General features: G+C 73.6%; 18 protein-coding genes. 11 read left to right on the forward strand and 7 right to left on the reverse strand.

Annotated elements, in window-relative coordinates; translation table 11 throughout:
- The first annotated feature begins 32 nt into the window (after positions 1-32).
- On the forward strand, positions 33-1265 hold the full coding sequence (locus ACZ434_RS22065) for a DUF4032 domain-containing protein (RefSeq protein WP_468458358.1): 1233 nt from the start codon (positions 33-35) through the stop codon (positions 1263-1265).
- A 13-nt stretch (positions 1266-1278) separates the two neighbouring features.
- On the opposite strand, the gene ACZ434_RS22070 is transcribed toward ACZ434_RS22065, so the two are convergent.
- Positions 1279-2151: a universal stress protein gene (locus ACZ434_RS22070; protein WP_468458360.1), complete on the reverse strand. Its 873-nt coding sequence runs from the start codon at positions 2149-2151 to the stop codon at positions 1279-1281.
- A 189-nt stretch (positions 2152-2340) separates the two neighbouring features.
- Between ACZ434_RS22070 and ACZ434_RS22075 the strand changes: the two genes are divergently transcribed.
- The 4 genes from ACZ434_RS22075 to ACZ434_RS22090 all read left to right on the forward strand — a co-directional run bounded on the left by ACZ434_RS22075 (position 2341) and on the right by ACZ434_RS22090 (position 6202).
- A complete protein-coding gene (locus tag ACZ434_RS22075) occupies positions 2341-2694 on the forward strand; it encodes a UBP-type zinc finger domain-containing protein (RefSeq protein WP_468458362.1) in 354 nt (117 codons plus the stop codon).
- A gap of 116 nt (positions 2695-2810) precedes the next feature.
- Entirely contained in the window at positions 2811-3488 is a 678-nt protein-coding gene (locus tag ACZ434_RS22080) for an AIM24 family protein (RefSeq protein ID WP_468458364.1), read from the forward strand.
- An 82-nt stretch (positions 3489-3570) separates the two neighbouring features.
- The gene (locus ACZ434_RS22085) at positions 3571-4530 is read left to right on the forward strand and encodes a threonine/serine dehydratase (RefSeq protein WP_468458366.1); all 960 of its coding nucleotides are present in this window, start codon (positions 3571-3573) and stop codon (positions 4528-4530) included.
- A 79-nt stretch (positions 4531-4609) separates the two neighbouring features.
- Positions 4610-6202, forward strand: a complete 1593-nt coding sequence (locus ACZ434_RS22090; RefSeq protein WP_468458368.1) for a serine/threonine-protein kinase — start codon at positions 4610-4612, stop codon at positions 6200-6202.
- Here the strand turns inward: ACZ434_RS22090 and ACZ434_RS22095 are convergent.
- Positions 6161-7648 carry a serine hydrolase domain-containing protein gene (locus ACZ434_RS22095; protein WP_468458370.1) on the reverse strand — a complete coding sequence of 496 codons (1488 nt, stop codon included), beginning with the start codon at positions 7646-7648 and terminating at the stop codon, positions 6161-6163. The genes ACZ434_RS22090 and ACZ434_RS22095 overlap by 42 nt on opposite strands.
- 72 nt (positions 7649-7720) lie before the next feature.
- Between ACZ434_RS22095 and ACZ434_RS22100 the strand changes: the two genes are divergently transcribed.
- Positions 7721-8692, forward strand: a complete 972-nt coding sequence (locus ACZ434_RS22100) for an LLM class F420-dependent oxidoreductase (protein ID WP_468458372.1) — start codon at positions 7721-7723, stop codon at positions 8690-8692.
- A 105-nt stretch (positions 8693-8797) separates the two neighbouring features.
- A complete protein-coding gene (locus ACZ434_RS22105; protein ID WP_468458374.1) occupies positions 8798-9223 on the forward strand; it encodes an SsgA family sporulation/cell division regulator in 426 nt (141 codons plus the stop codon).
- A 28-nt stretch (positions 9224-9251) separates the two neighbouring features.
- Here the strand turns inward: ACZ434_RS22105 and ACZ434_RS22110 are convergent, their stop codons facing one another.
- Positions 9252-9749, reverse strand: a complete 498-nt coding sequence (locus tag ACZ434_RS22110; protein WP_468458376.1) for a DUF6328 family protein — start codon at positions 9747-9749, stop codon at positions 9252-9254.
- A gap of 137 nt (positions 9750-9886) precedes the next feature.
- Here ACZ434_RS22110 and ACZ434_RS22115 point away from each other — a divergent pair, with 137 nt between their 5' ends.
- Positions 9887-10225 (forward strand): hypothetical protein, encoded by a 339-nt coding sequence (locus ACZ434_RS22115; RefSeq protein WP_468458378.1) that lies wholly within the window; start codon positions 9887-9889, stop codon positions 10223-10225.
- 12 nt (positions 10226-10237) lie between these two features.
- Here ACZ434_RS22115 and ACZ434_RS22120 read toward each other — a convergent pair whose 3' ends face one another.
- On the reverse strand, positions 10238-11221 hold the full coding sequence (locus ACZ434_RS22120; protein ID WP_468458380.1) for an aldo/keto reductase: 984 nt from the start codon (positions 11219-11221) through the stop codon (positions 10238-10240).
- A 343-nt stretch (positions 11222-11564) separates the two neighbouring features.
- Between ACZ434_RS22120 and melC1 the strand changes: the two genes are divergently transcribed.
- Both melC1 and melC2 read left to right on the forward strand, forming a co-directional pair.
- The gene (gene melC1, locus ACZ434_RS22125; protein WP_468458383.1) at positions 11565-11984 is read left to right on the forward strand and encodes an apotyrosinase chaperone MelC1; all 420 of its coding nucleotides are present in this window, start codon (positions 11565-11567) and stop codon (positions 11982-11984) included.
- Positions 11981-12808, forward strand: coding sequence for a tyrosinase MelC2 (gene melC2 / locus ACZ434_RS22130; RefSeq protein ID WP_468458385.1), 828 nt, complete (start codon positions 11981-11983; stop codon positions 12806-12808). The genes melC1 and melC2 overlap by 4 nt, the downstream gene beginning before the upstream one ends.
- A gap of 10 nt (positions 12809-12818) precedes the next feature.
- Here the strand turns inward: melC2 and ACZ434_RS22135 are convergent, their stop codons facing one another.
- Positions 12819-13529, reverse strand: coding sequence for a ribonuclease H family protein (locus ACZ434_RS22135; protein WP_468458387.1), 711 nt, complete (start codon positions 13527-13529; stop codon positions 12819-12821).
- 30 nt (positions 13530-13559) lie between these two features.
- Positions 13560-14354 carry a VOC family protein gene (locus tag ACZ434_RS22140; protein WP_468458389.1) on the reverse strand — a complete coding sequence of 265 codons (795 nt, stop codon included), beginning with the start codon at positions 14352-14354 and terminating at the stop codon, positions 13560-13562.
- 161 nt (positions 14355-14515) lie between these two features.
- Between ACZ434_RS22140 and ACZ434_RS22145 the strand changes: the two genes are divergently transcribed.
- Positions 14516-15433, forward strand: a complete 918-nt coding sequence (locus tag ACZ434_RS22145; RefSeq protein ID WP_468458391.1) for an SGNH/GDSL hydrolase family protein — start codon at positions 14516-14518, stop codon at positions 15431-15433.
- A 15-nt stretch (positions 15434-15448) separates the two neighbouring features.
- Here ACZ434_RS22145 and ACZ434_RS22150 read toward each other — a convergent pair whose 3' ends face one another.
- Positions 15449-15931 carry a VOC family protein gene (locus tag ACZ434_RS22150; protein WP_468458393.1) on the reverse strand — a complete coding sequence of 161 codons (483 nt, stop codon included), beginning with the start codon at positions 15929-15931 and terminating at the stop codon, positions 15449-15451.
- Between the last annotated feature and the right edge of the window lie 144 nt (positions 15932-16075).

The raw sequence follows: 16075 nt of genomic DNA on the forward strand, positions 1-16075 counted from the left end.
ACGATCACCCGCGAGACGAGGACACCGCAGCCATGGCACTGCAGATCAACGCCACCAACCCGGAGCATCCCGCGCTCCTGTTGGAACTGCCGTGGCACCTGCCGCTGGAGGACTGGCCGGAGGAGTACCTGGTGCCGCTGCCGCGCGGCATCTCCCGGCACGTGGTGCGCTACGCGCGCGCCGGCGACGAGGTGATCGCGGTGAAGGAGCTCGCCCGGCGGCCCGCCCTGCGGGAGTACGAGCTGCTGCGCGACCTGGACCGGATCGGCATCCCGGCCGTGGACCCGCTCGCCGTGGTCACCGGCCGCGCCGAGCCCGGCGGGGAGCCGCTGGAGAGCGTCCTGGTCACCCGGCACCTCGGCGGCTCGATGCCGTACCGGTCGATGTTCGAGACGACGCTGCGCCCGGCGACCATGCACCGGCTGATGGACGCGCTCGCCGTGCTGCTGGTCCGGCTGCACCTGGCCGGTTTCGCCTGGGGCGACTGCTCGCTGTCCAACACGCTGTTCCGGCGCGACGCGGGCGCCTACGCGGCCTACCTGGTGGACGCCGAGACCGGCGAGCTGCACCCGGAACTGAGCACCGGGCAGCGCGAGTACGACCTCGACCTGGCCCGGGTCAACATCAGCGGTGAGCTGCTCGACCTGGAGGCGTCCGGGGCGCTGCACCCCTCCGTCGACCCGATCGAGTTCGGCACCGAGATATGCGCCCGGTACCAGGGCCTGTGGCAGGAACTGACCCGCACCTCCGTCTACCCGGCGGGCAAGTACCACTACATCGAGCGCCGTATCCGGCGCCTGAACGACCTCGGCTTCGACGTGGCCGAGATGCAGATCGAGCACGCCTCCAACGGCGACACGGTCACCTTCGTGCCGAAGGTCGTCGACGCCGGCCACCACCAGCGCCAGCTGCTGCGGCTGACCGGTCTCGACGCCGAGGAGAACCAGGCCAGGCGGCTGCTGAACGACCTGGAGAGCTGGATGGCCACCCAGGACGACTACGCCCCGGGCGACCCCCTCGGCGCCCGCCCGGAGGTCCTCGCCCACCGCTGGGTGCGCGAGGTCTTCCGGCCCACCGTGCGGTCCGTGCCGCCGGAGCTGCGCGGCCCGATGGACGCCGCGGAGATCTACCACGAGCTGCTGGAACACCGCTGGTACCTGTCCGAGCGGGCCCAGCACGACATCGGTCTCGGTACGGCCGTCGAGGACTACATCGAGAACATCCTGCCCGGGGCCCGGACCCTCGCGCAGCCGGCGGACGACTGAGCCGGCCGCGGACTCAGGCCGGAGGGACGACCGCCACCGGGCAGTCCGCGTGGTGCAGGACGCCGTAGGCGACCGAGCCGATCCGGGTGCCGACGGCCGTACGGCGGGCGCGGCGGCCGACGACCATCAGCTGGGCGGTGCCCGACACCGACAGCAGCACCTGTCCGGCGCTGCCCATCTCCACGTGCTCCACCACGTGCACGTCCGGGTAGCGCTCCCGCCACGGCGCGAGGGCCGCCGCCAGGGACTTCTGCTCGTACGGCTCCAGTCCCCCGGCCTCGTCGAGGAGTTGGAGCGAGGCGGGGCTGTAGGCGAACACCGGAGGCAGGGCCCAGGCCCGCACGGCCCGCACGGTCGCCCCGCGCCGCGCGGCGGTCTCGAAGGCGAAGCCGAGGGCGGCGGCGCTGTCCTCCGGGTCGCCCTGCTGTCCGACGACGATCTCGTGCCCGGCGACCTCGCTGGAGGCCTTGTCCCCGGCACGGACGAAGACGATCGGCCGGCCCGCGCCGACGATCACCTGCTGGCCGACCGAGCCGACCAGGAAGCCCATGATCCGGCCGTGCCCGCGGGAGCCGAGCACCAGCATCTCCGCCTCGGCGGCCACCGCCGTCAGCGTCTCCACGGGGTCGCCCTCCAGGACGTCCGTGGTCACGGCGAGTTCCGCGTGCCGTTCGCGGACGGCGCGGGCCGCCTCGCCGACCGCGTCGCGCACCCACTGCTCCTGGGTGGCCCTGTCCCCCGTGTCCACCGCGCCGCCCGCCTCGAACCGCCAGGCGTGCACCACCCTGAGCGGCAGATCCCGGCGGACCGCCTCCCTGGCCGCCCAGCCGAGCGCGGCGAGGCTCTCCTCGGTCCCGTCGATCCCTGCCGTGATCGGGCGCGTCATGCGTTCCTCCCGGTGTCGTGTCCACTGCGCGGGGTCCAGTCTTCCCTACGCCTCCCCCACGATCTCGACCCGGGAGCAGGCAGGAGGCCCGCCCCTTCCCGAGCGGACCGGCGCGAACGCACCTACGATGGGCGGGCCGGTGCGGTGACGGAACCGGGCCGCCGTGCCGGGGAACCCCGAGGAGCCGGCATGACCAGCGAGCACGCCATCGACCCGAGCGTCCCGCCGAGCGGGGCGGGATGCGCCGACTGCGACGCGGAGGGCGGGTGGTGGTTCCATCTGCGGCGCTGCGCGAGGTGCGGTCACATCGGCTGCTGCGACAGCTCGCCCGCCCGGCACGCCACGGCGCACTTCAGGGCCACCGGGCATCCCGTCGTCCGCAGCTACGAGCCGGGCGAGGCGTGGTTCTGGGACTACACCACCGACGAGCTCCGCGAGTCGGGCCCCGAGCTCGCCCCGCCGGTGAGCCACCCGGCCGACCAGCCGGCGCCGGGACCCGCGGGCCGGGTGCCGGCGAACTGGACGGAGGCGCTGCACCGCTGAACCCGCCCGGACGGGAACCCCCGCACCACCGCCCGTCGTTGTCCCGGCGCACGCGCCGGTCCGCGCGGTCCGCGGTGGTGCTCGCGGAGGGACGGAGTCCGGGAGAGGATGCCCCCATGAAGGGTGACCTGTTTTCCAGTCAGCACATGGTGCAGCCGGCCACGGCCGCGGGCATGTCGATCGAGAACGCCAAGTGCGTCCGCTACACGGTCGACGGCGAGATGCACGCCCGTCAGGGAGCGATGGTCGCCTACCGCGGCGACCTCCGGTTCGAGCGCAAGGGCCAGGGCGTGGGCGGCATGCTCAAGCGCGCGGTCACCGGCGAGGGGCTGCCGCTGATGGCGGTGCGCGGGCAGGGTGAGGCCTGGTTCGCCCACGAGGCGCAGAACTGCTTCATCGTCGAGGTCGGCCCCGGCGACGAGTTCACCGTCAACGGCCGCAACGTCCTGTGTTTCGACTCCTCGCTGTCGTACCGCATCGCCACCGTGAAGGGCGCCGGGATCACCGGTGGCGGGCTGTTCAACAGCGTCTTCACCGGGCAGGGCCGGCTGGGCCTGGTGTGCGAGGGGACTCCGCTGGTCATCCCGGTGTCGCCGCAGTACCCGGTGTTCGTGGACACCGACGCGATCGTGGGCTGGACCGCGGGCCTGGACACCTTGCTGCACCGTTCGCAGTCGCTGGGCTCGATGCTGCGCGGCGGCTCGGGCGAGGCGGTACAGCTGAAGCTGGAGGGCGAGGGGTACGTGGTGGTGCGGCCCAGCGAGGCGACACCGCAGAAGGCCCAGCAGCACTGAACGTCGTTGACCTCGGCGGCCTCGCGGGTCAGGGTGGGTCACGGCACGGATCACCCGCCCCCGTGCCGGAGAGGTGGCAGTCGTGATCCGGATCGCCGACATCGAGACCGCGGCCGAGCGGATCGCCGGGCATGTGGTGCGGACGCCGACGGTGCCGAGCCCCGGGTTGTCGGAACTGCTGGGTGTCCCGGTCACGGCGAAGCTGGAGCTGCTGCAGCGCACCGGTTCGTTCAAGGTGCGGGGAGCGGCGGCGAAGCTGCTGTCGCTGAGCGAGGGCGAGCGGGCCGCCGGGGTGGTGGCGGTGAGCGGCGGCAACCACGGGATCGCCCTCGCGGTCATGGCCGCCGCCCTCGATGTGAAGGCCACGGTGGTGATGCCGCGTTCGGCGCCCGTCCGGGCGGTGGAGATCGCGGAGTCCGCGGGCGCCTCGGTGTGGGTGACCGACGACATGGACGGCGCCTTCGGGCTCATGAGGCGCCTCCAGCAGGAGGGACTGACCCTCGTCCACCCCTTCGACGACCCGGTGGTGATCGCCGGTCAGGGCACCGTGGGACTGGAGCTGGCCGCGGACTCCGGGGACCTCACGGACGTGCTGGTGAGCATCGGCGGCGGCGGACTGATCGCCGGGGTCGCGGCGGCGCTGCGGGCGCGGCGGCCCGGGGTGCGGATCTGGGGCGTGGAGACCGAGGGCGCCCAGGCGATGTCCATGGCGCTGGCGGCGGGCGGCCCGGTGCCGGTGGAGCTGACGTCGATCGTCTCCACGCTCAGCGCCCCGGCCGTCTCCCCGCTGACGTACGACCATGTGTCGGAGCTGGTCACCGAGGTGCTGGTGGTGCCGGACCGGGCAGCGGTGCGGGGGTCGCTCGAACTCGCGGACCACGCCAAGGTGTGGGCCGAGCCGGCCGCCGGCTGTCTGCTGCCCGCCGCGCGGCGGGTGCTGGAGCGGGTCGGTGAGGGGGCCCGGCTCGGTCTCGTGGTGTGCGGCGGCAACGCCACCACCGCCGACATGATCGCCTGGACGGAGCACTTCGAGCTTCGCTGAGCCTTTCGTTGAACGGACCGCACCCGCTCCGCCGTACTGGTGGGGGCAGCGGGATCCAGGGGTTCGACGAGGGATGGCCATGGGCAGGGCGCACGTCTCCACAGACCAGCCGGTCGCCGGCCGGTACCGGCTGGTCGAGATCACGCATCGTGAGACCAACCGCGTCAGCTGGTACGCCGACGACCTGCAGACCGGCCGTCCGTGTCTGGTCACCCGGACGGAGCTCCCGCGGGACGCCGGTGAGGCGGCCCGCCGGGTCCCCTCCCGTGTCCTGCGGGCCACCGAGAGCGTGGCCCGGCTGTGCCCCGGCCGGATCGCCACGGTCGTCGACGCCGGCGACGAAGACGGCGTCCTGTGGACCGTCACCGCGTGGATCGACGGCACGCCCCTCGACGAAGTCCTGCGCGAACAGGGGACGTTCAACTATGTGCGGGCCGCGCGCATCGGCCTGGAGCTGCTCGACGTCCTGGACGCCGCGCACGCCGAGGGCGTCACGCACGGCGAGCTCAGCCCCGGCGTGGTGTTCCTGCGCGAGGGCGGCCCGGTCGTCGTCACCGGGTACGGGCTGGCCGGTACGACGCCGGTGCCCCGGCTCACGGCGCCGTCGTACGCCTCTCCCGAGCAGGCCCGCGACGAGCGGATCGGTCCCGCCGCCGACCTGTGGGCACTGGGCGCGATCCTCTACACCATGCTCGAGGGGCGCCCGCCGTTCCGGGACCGCGGACGGCCCGAGGCAACGCTGAAGGGGGTCGACCGGCTGCCGCTGCGCACCCCGGTGCGGTCCGGTCCGCTCACCCAGGCCGTCCAGGGGCTGCTGCGCAAGGACCCGAGGGAGCGGCTGACCCGCCCGGTGGTCCGTGAGGCGCTCACCCGTGCGCTCCGCGAGGACCCCGGTGCCGCCGCGGCGACGGTGCCCGGTCCCCGGCTGCGCGGTGTGTACACCGCGGGCCTGCGCCGTGCGGGCCGGGAGTGGAGCCGGCGGACCATGGTGCTGGGCACGGCCCTCGCGGTCGTCACCGTGGCGGTCGCCGTGCTCGCCGCGGCGCAGGGGCTGCCGGGCACGGGCGGCGGCGCCGAGGCGGAGGCGCCGCCGGCCTCGGCGTCCGTGCCGGGCGGTTCCGGGGCGCCCGGCGGCGGCCCCGCCGACCGGGCCACGGCCCCGCCGCCCGCCACGCCCGCCCCGTCCCCGTCGGGCCCCGGCGGTCTGCCGCCCGGCTTCCGGACCTACCGGGCACCGGAGGGCTTCTCCGTCGCGCTGCCCGAGGGCTGGGAGCGGCAGGACACCTCCGAGACCGCCGGCCTGGCCTACCGCGTCACCTTCGGCGCCGACGGCGATCCGCGCACCCTCGCCGTGACCTACAGCGAGCGGGTGGGGTCGGACGCCGTGGCCGTGTGGCGGGACGACGTGGAACCGCAGCTCCGGCGGTCCGGGGCGTACGAGCGGATCGGCGGGATCGAGGCGAGGACGTACCAGGGGCGTGAGGCCGCCGACATGGAGTGGTACGCGGTGGACGGCGGCGCCCGGGTGCGCACCTTCGGCCGGGGCTTCCTGCTGGGCGGCGGCCGGGGCTTCTCGCTGCGCTGGACGACCCCGGCCGCCGACTGGGAGGAACCCGGGAGCCGCCAGGCGCTAGGGACGTTCCTGCGGACGTTCCGGCCGGGTTCGCGGTGAGCCGCCCGGGGCGCGCAGCCCGCTCAGGGGCCGGTCGCCCAGCGGGCGGGTGTGCCAGCGGGCGGTGAAGGTCCGGTCGGGGAGGGAGCAGACGACCCTGAGCCGGTGCGGTGTCTCCAGGAACACCACGTCCACGGTGAGGGTGCCGTCGGCTCTCCAGCCGCCGCTCACGGCGGCCGGGGCGGGCCGTTCGGTGACGGTCCATCCCGGTCCGTCGAACCGGGCGTCGAACGGCTCGCCATCCTCCGTGAGGCGCAGCGTCCAGCCGCCGCCGGCGTCCGCCACGATCTCGGCCGCGGTCAGTTTCGGCCGGTCGGCGCAGACCCCGCCGGCCGGGGTGAGGACGGCGCCCGGCCAGTCCCCGTGCGGCTCGGGCGGCAGGGGCTCGCCCGCGACCGGTGGCAGGGCGAGCCGGCCGAGGCGGTCGCGCAGGGCGGCGTCGGCGTCCGCGGCCTCCCGGCCGGTCAGCGGCTCGGGACGGAAGGCGGGCAGCAGGTGCCGCCAGACCAGGTCCAGGTACTCCTGCATCCGCTCGGTCGCCGTCGTCGCGGCGATCACCGCGTCGTGCTCGGGCAGGACGAGACAGAACTGGCCGTACGCCCCGTCGCCCCGGAAGCCGTGCCGGGAGATCCAGAACTGGTGTCCGTAGCCGCGGTCCCAGTCCTGCCGGTCCGCCTCCCCCATGGCCCCGGCGGTCGGTATGTGCGGGCGGGAGGCGCGGGCGACCCACCCCTCGGGCAGCAGCCGCTCGCCCTCCCGGACCCCGTCGTCCAGGTAGAGCTGGCCGAGCCGGGCGACGGCGTCGGTCGTGGCGTGCAGTCCGCTGAAGCCGATCTCGCGGCCGGCCCGGTCGCGCTGCCACACGGTCTCGCCGATGCCCAGCGGGTCGAACAGGCGGGGCCGGAGGTAGTCGGTGAGGGTCTGCCCCGTGACCCGCTGCACGATCGCGCCGAGGGTGTAGGTGCAGGGCTGGTTGTAGGCGAAGACGGTGCCCGGGTCGTGCTCGGGCGGCTGGAGCAGGAAGCCGCGCACGGGTTCGGCGCGGTCGGTGCCGTACGCCGCGTCGACCGTCTCGCCTCCGTGGCCGCCGGCCATGGACGCCACGTGCCGCACCAGCATCGCCCGGCTGCGCGGGTCGGTGATGTCGGCCTCGAACTCCGGGAAGTACGACAGCACCGGGGCGTCGAAGTCGATCAGTCCCTCGCCCTCGGCGAGCGCGGCGGCGGTCGCGGTGAAGCTCTTGCTGAGCGAGTACAGCAGGTGCGGGCGGAGCGCGGTGTACGGCGCCCACCAGCCGGCGGCCACGAGCCGGCCGTGGCGCAGGATCATCAGACTGTGCGGCTCGATGTCCGGGTCGGCCTCGAGCGCGTCGAGGAAGGCGTGGACGCCGGACGCGTCGACGCCCTGGGCGGCGGGGTCGGAGGTGGGGAGAGGACGGGCAGTCATGGGGCCATCCTGCCCCGCCGGTCTCCGGGTGATCCACCGTTTCCGCCTGCCGTGCCCGGGGACCCGGGCCGCATGGTGCGGATCGGATACACGATGATGACGGAGCAGGCCGGGCCCCGTGAGCTGGTCGACCATGTCGTGCGGGCCGAGGAGGTGGGCTTCGACTTCTCGGTGACCTCGGACCACTTCTTCCCCTGGCTGTCCTCGCAGGGGCACTCGCCGTACGCCTGGAGCGTGCTCGGTGCCGCGGCGCAGGCCACCTCGCGCATCCCGCTGATGACGTACGTGACCTGCCCGACGTTCCGCTATCACCCGGCGGTGGTGGCGCAGAAGGCGGCGACGGTGCAGCTGCTGTCGGAGGGCCGGTTCCGGCTGGGGCTCGGCTCCGGCGAGAACCTCAACGAGCATGTCGTGGGCGGTGGCTGGCCGTCGGTGGACGTGCGCCACGAGATGTTCGAGGAGGCGGTGGGGATCATCCGTGCCCTGTTCGAGGGCGGCCATGTGAACCACCGGGGCACCCACTTCGACGTCGAGTCGGCCAGGCTGTGGGACCTGCCGGACCGGCCGCCGCCGATCGGCGTCGCGGTGTCCGGGAAGCGGTCGTGCGCCCTCGCGGGCCGGCTCGCCGACCTGGTGATCGCCACGGAGCCGGAGGCGGAGCTGCTCGACGCCTTCGACCGGCACGGCGGGCAGGGCAAACCCCGGGTGGGGCAGCTGCCGGTGTGCTACGACCCCGACCGGGACGCGGCCGTGGCGCGCGCCCACGAGGAGTTCCGCTGGTTCGGCAACGGCTGGAAGGTCAACTCCGAGCTGCCGCACCCGGACAACTTCGCCCTGGCGACGCAGTTCGTCCGCCCGGAGGACGTCGCGGAGTCCATCCCGTGCGGCAGCGACCCCGCGGACTTCGTCGAGGCCGTACGCCCTTACGCCGAGGCGGGTTTCACCGAGATCGCCCTGGTGCAGATCGGCGGCGCGTCGCAGCCCCGGTACCTGGACTGGTCGGAGCGGACCCTGCTGCCGGCGCTGCGGGACGCCTTCGGCTGACACCGGCGGCGCCCGGTGCGCGGGCTTTCACCCGCCCGGCTGAGCATCTCGCGGGGATGCGGGGTACTAGAGGGCTCTACGCCGGTACTTCCGAAAGGCTGTGTCGTGAACTCGTTCGTGCACAAGACCCTGGTGGTGGAGCTCCAGGCGGGCGTCACGGACCGCTTCCCCGTGCTCGCCCACCTCAGTTACGACCCGTCCGACCCGTTCGCCGTCACCATCGTCTTCAGCCACGACGGCCGGGTCCTCGCACGCTGGCAGCTGGACCGCGAGATGGTCGCCGAAGGCCTCACCCGGCCGGTCGGGATCGGCGACGTGCGGCTGTGCCCCGAGGCCCGGGGGGTGGGCCGGGAGCTGCGGATGGAGTTCCTCGGCGAGGTCCACGCGGACGGCGGACGGCATCACGCGGTGGTGTTCGCCTGGGCCGAGACCATCGGCGAGTTCCTGCACGAGACCCGGCGGATGGTCCCCGAGGGGTGCGAGGAGGTCCGGGTGGACGACTTCCTCGCCGACGTCCTCGCCGGGAGCTGAGTGCCGGGAGCCGGGTCCCGGCCCGCCGTCACCGCGCCGTGTGGCGGTACCGTGCCCACAGCGGCAGGCCCAGCCAGCACAGCAGGTACCAGCACACGACCCCGGCCACGAGATACGGCACGAAGTCGTCGTCGGTGGCCACGCGCAGGATCAGCAGCAGCGAGCAGCTGGTGGTGGCGAGCAGCAGCAGGAGACCGAGGAGGGTGAGCCGGGAGGCCCACCGCACCGCGTGCGGTTTGATGAGCCGTCCGGAGACGATCCGGTGCAGCGACACCGGACCGATGAGCGCGCCGGTGGCGCAGGCGCCCAGCACCACGGTCACGATGTAGATCGTCTGGTCGGTGTCGGAGAGTTCGGCGTACTTCGGGGTGAACACGACGGTCAGCAGGAAGCCGAACAGGATCTGAACGCCCATCTGGGCGACCCGGACCTCCTGGATGAGTTCCGTCCACATCCGGTCCGCCCGTTCCTCCTCGGTCTCGTTGCGCCCCCGGCGTCTCTTCTCGGCCCGCTCCGCGTCCGGCACTGTGCCTCCCTCGGTCTGTCCGTCCTTCTTCGGATGCCCCGAAAGCCGCCGTCCTCCCCGGCCCGGTCGCGGTTTGGCCGCGCGGGGCACGGTTACACGGACGGCGATGACACCGAGGCCAGGAGGTCGTGGGACGTATGGCGGACACCCAGCTCACCGTGACGCTCAGCGGCGGGGACGTCGACGACGCCCGGGCGGTCGTCCGGGCCCTGGAGGGCACGTTCGGGACGGCGGACCAGCGGCCCTCCGAGGAGCGCGCGACGGTGCGCGTGGCCACGTTCACCGGGGAGGGGCGGGAGGACACCGGGCACGGGGACGCGGGCACGCTGTCGGCGCCGGTGAGGGTCACCGTGCAGGGCACCCCGCAGGCGGTGCGGCGGGCGGGCGACACCCTCGCGCGGTCCTTCTCGGCACGCGACGAGGGCGCCGCGTCCGGCGACCAGGAGCAGGAGAGGCAGCTGCTCCTGGAGCCGTGACGTCCGTCGCCGCTACCAGCGGGCCTCCACCTGGTCCTTGATCCGCCGGTCGTACAGGTCCCGGATCGCCGTGAGCGTCTCCCCGGACAGCTCCGGCAGCCGGGCGGCGGCCGCGTTGGCGCGGGCCTGCTCGGGCGAGCGGGCGCCGGGGATGACGGTGGTGACGCCGGGCTGCTGGACGATCCAGCGCAGGGCCAGCTGGGCCGGGGTGTATCCATCGGGGGCGAGCGCGGCGAACTCGGCGGCCGCCTCGACACCGGTGGCGTAGTCGACGCCGGAGAAGGTCTCGCCCTGGTCGAAGGCCTCGCCGTGCCGGTTGAAGCTGCGGTGGTCGTTCTCGGCGAAGACGGTGTCCCGGGTGTACGTGCCGGAGAGCAGTCCGGAGGCGAGCGGGACCCGGGCGATGATGCCGACGCCGGCCTCGCGGGCGGCGGGGAGCACCTCGCGCAGCGGCTTCATGCGGAACGGGTTGAGGATGATCTGCACGCTCGCCACGTTCGGCCGGGCGATAGCGGTCAGCGCCTCCGCGCAGGTCTCCACGCTGACGCCGTAGGCGGCGATCCGCTCCTCCTCCACCAGGGTGTCGAGGGCGTCGAAGACCTCGTCGGTGGAGTACACGGGGGTCGGCGGGCAGTGCAGCTGCACCAGGTCGATGCGGTCGACCCCGAGGTTGCGCCGCGAACGGTCGTTCCAGGCGCGGAAGTTGTCCAGCACGTAGTTCTCGGGGATCTGGTCGGCGCGGCGGCCCATCTTGGTGGCGACCAGTACGTGCAGATCGGGCCGCCCGCTCAGGAACGAGGCGATGGTCTGCTCGCTGCGTCCGTCGCCGTAGACATCGGCGGTGTCGAAGAAGGTGACGCCCGACTCGGCGGCGGTCTCCAGGACCGTGAGGGCTTCCTTGTCGTCGACGTCGCCCCAGTCCGCCCCGAGTTGCCAGGTGCCGAGACCGATCACCGAGGCGTGCTGACCCGACCTGTGGAATGTGCGCTCGTCCATGGGGGTCAGTCTGTCATCCGTCCCGGCGGGCGGCGCGGGCGCCGGTCCGGCGGCGCGTCCGGGCGCGCCCCGCGGGAACGCGCCAATCTCCCGGCGTGACGCGGACCACACACCGCACACCGCCCGTGGAGGATCGTCCGGCGGGGGTCCCGCACGGAGCGGAATTTCCCCTTCCGGCACTCCGCCCCCTCCTCGCACAGCAAGATCATCTTCGTTCAAGACTGTACGACATAAAGGGAATTGCCCGGATCGGGGCCAACCGACCCGGCGGGATTTCTCCCGTTACCCGCACCGGCGGTAAGCATGCAAGGTCATGATCCGGAATCGACCCCAGGAGCTCCGTATGCCGGAACTCAGCCGCCGTCGTGTGCTCGGCACGGCGGCCGCCCTCACCGCCGCCGTGGGCGCCCCGCCGGCCCTCGCCCCACCCGCTTCCGCCGCCGGGGACGACGGCCACCGCCACGGCTCCCCCGCGGACTTCGACGAGGTCTACCGGGGCCGCCGCATCCGGGGCGGCCCGACCGGAAGCGGTGGCCCTCACCACCACGGGCCCGGTTACGCCGTGTTCGTCGACGACGTGGAACTGCACGTGATGCGGAACGCCGACGGAAGCTGGATCAGCGTCGTCAGCCACTACGACCCGGTCCCCACCCCGCGCGCCGCCGCCCGTGCCGCGGTGGACGAGCTGCAGGGCGCGCCGCTGCTGCCCTTCCCCGCCGACCGACCGTCACCGCGAGCACGTCGGGAGCACCCCGCACCATGACCGTCCGCAGGAACCAGGCGAGCCTGACCGCCGAGGAGAAGCGCCGTTTCGTCGCCGCGCTGCTGGAACTCAAACGCAGCGGCCGTTACGACGAGTTCGTCACCACACACAACGCCTTCATCGTGTCCGACACCGACCACGGCGAGCGGACGGGGCACCGCTCACCGTCCTTCCTCCCCTGGCACCGCAGGTTCCTGCTGGAGTTCGAGCGGGCGCTGCAGTCGGTGGACGCGTCGGTGGCGCTGCCGTACTGGGACTGGACCGGCGACGACGGCAACGGGGCGCGTTCCTCGCTGTGGGCGCCCGACTTCCTCGGCGGCACCGGCCGCGGCCGGGACGGCCGGGTGATGGACGGGCCGTTCGCCGCCTCCACCGGCGACTGGCCGATCGCCGTGCGGGTGGACGGCCGCACGTATCTCAGGCGCGCGCTCGGCGCGGGCGGCCGCTCCCTGCCGACGCGCGCGGAGGTGGAGTCCGTACTGGCGATGCCCGTCTACGACATGCCGCCCTGGAACAGCGGCTCGGACGGTTTCCGCAACCATCTGGAGGGCTGGCGCGGGGTCGATCTGCACAACCGGGTCCATGTGTGGGTCGGCGGGCACATGGCCACCGGCGTGTCCCCCAACGACCCGGCGTTCTGGCTGCACCACGCCTTCATCGACAAACTGTGGGCCGAGTGGCAGCGCCGTCACCCCGGTTCCGGCTATCTGCCGGCCGCCGGGACCCCCGACGTCGTCGACCAGGACGAGACCATGCGCCCCTGGCACGACACCACGCCGGCGGAGCTGCTGGACCACACCCCCCACTACACGTTCGACGTCTGAGCGGGCCCGGTCAGGCGCCGGCGGCGGTCCGGCACCCGGGGTGGCCCCAGCCCTTGTCGCTCCTGGCGATGGACTCGCCGGCCGCGTAGGAGCGTCCGCAGGGGCAGCGGCCCGGGAACTTCGCCTTGATCGTGCGGGACGACGATCCGCCGCCGCGCTGCCGCGGAGGCTTCGAGCCGCCGGACCCGCGCCCGGCCGCGCCGCCCGCCGGGCGGTCGGGGGCGGCCGGCGGCTCGGGGGAGCCCAGTTCGCTGCCGGCGTCCTCCTGGACGGTGGCCGCCTGACTGGCCGCGCGGTCGGCGAAGTCGTTCAGCCGGTCGCCGTCGGCCTGGTGGGCGGGCACGTAGCGGAACTCCACCGAGCGGTCCTGGAGGAGACCGTCGATACGGACGACGAGTTCCTGGTTGGCGACCGGTTTGCCGGCCGCCGTGCGCCAGCCGTTGCGCTTCCAGCCGGGCAGCCAGGTGGTGACGGCCTTCATGGCGTACTGCGAGTCCATCCGGACCTCGAGCGGCACGGCAGGGTCGGTCGCCGCCAGCAGCCGCTCCAGCGCGGTGAGTTCGGCGACGTTGTTGGTGGCCCTGCCCAGCGCGCCCGCCTCCCAGCGGACCGGCGTCTCCGACGCGTCGGCGACCACCCAGGCCCAGCCGGCGGGCCCCGGGTTTCCCTTCGAAGCCCCGTCGCACGCGGCCACAACACGTTCACGCATGCGCCCGATCATGCCATGACCGGGCGGACGGCCCGCCGCCGCTCAGTCCACGTCGGTGATCTCCGGCATCTCGCCCGTGGTGGCGGTGATGTCGATCACCGAGAAGTCCGCGCCCTGCGGGTCGCCGAGCGCCGCGTACCGCCCGAACGGCGTGTCCATCGGGCCGAACCGCAGCACGCCGCCGCGCCCGGTCGCCCGGGTCACCGCCTCGTCGCAGTCCGCGACGGTGAAGTAGACGTTGATGTACGGCGGCACGTCGGGCGGGAAGTCGTCCGTCATCCGCATCCGGCCGAGCACGCTGCGCTCCCCCAGGTCGTAGATCCGGAAGTCCGTCTCGTCCTCGAGCCGCCGGGAGCGGGAGGAGAAGACGGCGGGGAAGAACGCGTCGGACTTCTCCGGCTCACGGGTGAAGACCTCGGCCCAGCAGTACGCGCCGGGTTCGGCCATCGCCTCGAAACCCTCGTGGGTGCCGGCCTGCCAGAGGCCGAGGACGACCCCGCCGGGGTCGCGGGCGAGGCACATGGTGCCGAAGTCGCCGACCCGCATCGGCTCCATCAGCAGCTCGCCGCCGTTGTCGCGGATCCGGGCGGCGGTCGCGGCGGCGTCCCGGGCGGCGAAGCAGAGGCACCACCGCGAGGTGCCCTCCTGGCCCGGCATGGGCGGTACGACGGCGGCGACCGCCCTGCCGCCGGCGTAGGCCTGGGTGTAGTCGCCGAACTCCGACGACGTCTCGCCGAAGGGCCAGCCCAGGACATCGCCGTAGAAGCTCTCCGCTCCCTCGATGTCGTCGAACATCGCGTCGGCCCAGCACGGGGCCCCTTCGGGTGATACGGCCATGGCTGCGGCCCTCTCCGGACGGGGTGGTCGGTCCGCTTCCTCAGCGCCAGCCACCGCGGTCCCCGGCCGCGCGCCGGAAACGGCCGGTCCTGGCGTGTCCCTTCCCCACGGGCCCCGGCAGTGCTTGTCTGGGTGGCCGTTTCCGGCAGGGGGGCCGCCGTATGCGCAGACCGTGGACCGTGTCCGTCGTGCTCGCCGCCGTGCTGCTCGGCGCGTGCGCCGATCCGTCGTCCGGACCGGAGGCCGGGCCGCCCCCGGCCGCCTCCCCGGAGCCGTCGGCCACCACGCACCGGCGGCCGCCCGCCGACCCCGCCCCGGCCGTGGACCCGCCGAAGGTGCTGTACCTCGGGGACTCCCTGGCGATGGAGAGCCAGGAGGTGCTCGGGGAGGAGCTGCGAGGACGGCTGCGGTCCGACTACACGAGCGCCCCCTACTCGGGCACCACCGTCTGCGACTACCTGGAGGGGTCCGCCGGGCGCTCCCTGGTGCCGGCGGCGGACAAGGCGGCGGCGCTGGTGCGCGAGCTGCGGCCGGACTACGTGGTGCTGCAGTTCTGGGGCAACTCCTGGGGCTACACACCGTGCATGGACGGGATCACCTACGACACCTCGCGGGAGCGGTACCTCGAGCGGTACGCGGCCGACGCTCGGCGCCTGACCGAGCAGATCCGCGCGGCGGGCGGGAGCAGCGGACCGCGGATCGTCTGGGTGCTGCAGGGCCCGGACCCGGTCGCACCCGAGCGGGTGCGCGAGGTGAACGCGCTCTACGAGCGGCGGGCCGCCGGCTCCGGCGACCTCGTCGCGGACGCCGGGAAGGCGGTGAGCCCGGCGGGGGCCCGGTACACCTGGGCGCAGTACCTGCCGTGCGACGCCCACGAGCGCGCCCACCCGGACTACTGCACCCGGCCCGGCCAGGACCGGACCGCCCTGCACCGGGACGACGACCCCCTGCACTTCTGCCTGGCACCGACGACGTCCACGCCCAGGCCGTGCCCGGTCCCCTCCCCCGGCATCCTGCGCATCGCTCGGGAGATCACCCGGGCGATCGGCGCCCACGCCCGCGCGGGCCGAGCGCCCTGACCGGGGAGTACGCCGTCATTCCCCGGCGTACGCCTTCTCCAGCTCCGCGATGTCCAGCTTGCTCATCGTCATCATCGCCTTCAGGGCGCGGTCGGCCTTCCGCCGGTCGGGGTCGCCGATCATCTCGGTCAGCCGCACCGCGTTGACCTGCCAGGAGACGCCGAACCGGTCCTTGAGCCAGCCGCAGGGCCCGTGTTCGCCGCCGCCCTCGACGAGCTTCTCCCAGTAGTGGTCGATCTCCGCCTGGTCGGCGCAGTCCAGCTGGAAGGAGACCGCCTCGTTGAACGTGAACTCGGGGCCGCCGTTCAGGGCGACGAACTTCTGGCCGTTGGCCGTGAACTCGACGGTGAGCACGGAGCCCTCGGTGCCGGGCGTGGCGCCCGTGTTCCGGACGATGTCGCCGACGCTCGAGTTCTCGAAGACCGAGACGTAGAAGTTCGCGGCCTCCTCGGCCTGGCCGTCGTACCAGAGACACGTGGTGAATCCGTCGATGGTCATGAGTACCTCCTGGGTGCGGAACGCGGTCATCAGTGTCGACCGCCGCGCGCTCCGGAACTCATCGCCGCGGCGGGAAATCGCTCCGGTGGCCTTCCCCGGAACCGGGCGGGCGCTCTGCCCGTGGCGAATCTGCCACGGGCAGAG

It is taken from the genome of Streptomyces sp. NPDC030893 (assembly GCF_055571535.1).

Coding starts and splice junctions, on each gene's coding strand:
- melC1 (WP_468458383.1), top strand. CDS start 11,565: ATGCCGGAACTCAGCCGCCGTCGTGTGCTCGGCACGGCGGCCGCCCTC.
- ACZ434_RS22120 (WP_468458380.1), bottom strand. CDS start 11,221: ATGGACGAGCGCACATTCCACAGGTCGGGTCAGCACGCCTCGGTGATC.
- ACZ434_RS22150 (WP_468458393.1), bottom strand. CDS start 15,931: ATGACCATCGACGGATTCACCACGTGTCTCTGGTACGACGGCCAGGCC.
- ACZ434_RS22135 (WP_468458387.1), bottom strand. CDS start 13,529: ATGATCGGGCGCATGCGTGAACGTGTTGTGGCCGCGTGCGACGGGGCT.
- ACZ434_RS22080 (WP_468458364.1), top strand. CDS start 2,811: ATGAAGGGTGACCTGTTTTCCAGTCAGCACATGGTGCAGCCGGCCACG.
- ACZ434_RS22065 (WP_468458358.1), top strand. CDS start 33: ATGGCACTGCAGATCAACGCCACCAACCCGGAGCATCCCGCGCTCCTG.
- ACZ434_RS22115 (WP_468458378.1), top strand. CDS start 9,887: ATGGCGGACACCCAGCTCACCGTGACGCTCAGCGGCGGGGACGTCGAC.
- ACZ434_RS22145 (WP_468458391.1), top strand. CDS start 14,516: ATGCGCAGACCGTGGACCGTGTCCGTCGTGCTCGCCGCCGTGCTGCTC.
- ACZ434_RS22095 (WP_468458370.1), bottom strand. CDS start 7,648: ATGACTGCCCGTCCTCTCCCCACCTCCGACCCCGCCGCCCAGGGCGTC.
- ACZ434_RS22090 (WP_468458368.1), top strand. CDS start 4,610: ATGGGCAGGGCGCACGTCTCCACAGACCAGCCGGTCGCCGGCCGGTAC.
- ACZ434_RS22070 (WP_468458360.1), bottom strand. CDS start 2,151: ATGACGCGCCCGATCACGGCAGGGATCGACGGGACCGAGGAGAGCCTC.
- ACZ434_RS22075 (WP_468458362.1), top strand. CDS start 2,341: ATGACCAGCGAGCACGCCATCGACCCGAGCGTCCCGCCGAGCGGGGCG.
- melC2 (WP_468458385.1), top strand. CDS start 11,981: ATGACCGTCCGCAGGAACCAGGCGAGCCTGACCGCCGAGGAGAAGCGC.
- ACZ434_RS22140 (WP_468458389.1), bottom strand. CDS start 14,354: ATGGCCGTATCACCCGAAGGGGCCCCGTGCTGGGCCGACGCGATGTTC.
- ACZ434_RS22100 (WP_468458372.1), top strand. CDS start 7,721: ATGGTGCGGATCGGATACACGATGATGACGGAGCAGGCCGGGCCCCGT.